At 73.9% G+C, this 893-nt stretch carries 1 protein-coding gene; it reads right to left on the bottom strand.

The window, feature by feature from the left end; genetic code table 11:
- Nucleotides 1-893 (bottom strand): SDR family oxidoreductase (locus tag ND748_RS32950; RefSeq protein ID WP_251750154.1); only part of this gene is annotated, 893 nt, incomplete at both ends.

Raw genomic sequence — 893 nt, 5'->3', positions numbered from 1 at the left:
GGCGCGCTGCGCGCGGGGGCGCCGGCGGTCCCGGACGGTGGCCACCAGGGCCTGGGCAAACGTGCGGCCGGTCTGGGGCAGCGAGCGCAGGAAGCCGGGGTCGGTGAAGCCGCCGGCGCGGTCGTCGAAGATGCCGTGCGCACCGGCGTCGCGGTCACCGTCGGCCGGCGCGCGCAGGTTGTCCGGCCGGTCCGGCGCCAGCGGGGCGTCGGTGAGCTGGGACTCCCAGGCGCCCAGGGCCGCGTAGTGGTTACCGAAGCCGGGAGCCACCGAACCGGCGGCCACCAGGGCCTTGTTCCACGACCCGATGATCTTCGAGCGGCGACCGTCGACGGCGGCGCGCACGATGAACTTCGCGCACAGCTCCGGCTGGTAGATCGGCGGGACGGGCTGGGGGTGACGGTCCAGCGAGGTGTGGCACCAGGAGAACTGCGGGGTGTTGACCGCGGGCAGGTGCACCATCGACATCCGGACACCGCTGCCGTCGTGCAGCAGTTCGGCGCGGGCCGATTCGAAGAAACCGCGGCTGGCGAACTTCGCCGCGCAGTACGGGGCCTGCAGCGGGATGCCGATGAAGGCCAGGGCCGAGCCGACGTTGACGATCGAGCCGTGGTCGCGGGGACGCATCCGGGTCAGCGCGGCCATGGTGCCCCAGACCTGACCGAGGAACGTGACCTCGATCGCCCGCTGGAAGTCCGCCGGCGAGGTCTGCGCCAGCGGGGCGAAGCTGGTCGTCATGGCGTTGTTGACCCACACGTCGAGGGGTCCGAGCTGCTCCTCCGTGGCGGCGGCGGCCCGGTCCACGGCGGCGTGGTCGGCGACGTCGGTGGGCAGGACGAGCGCCCGCCTTCCCCGCGACTCGATCTCGGCCGCCGCCGCCTGCAGGCCGGCGC

The sequence above is a fragment of the Frankia sp. AiPs1 genome, assembly GCF_023716945.1.
GTDB lineage: Bacteria > Actinomycetota > Actinomycetes > Frankiales > Frankiaceae > Frankia.
The sequence above is the reverse complement of the archived record's forward strand: the minus strand, read 5'-3'. Positions and strand labels throughout refer to the sequence as shown.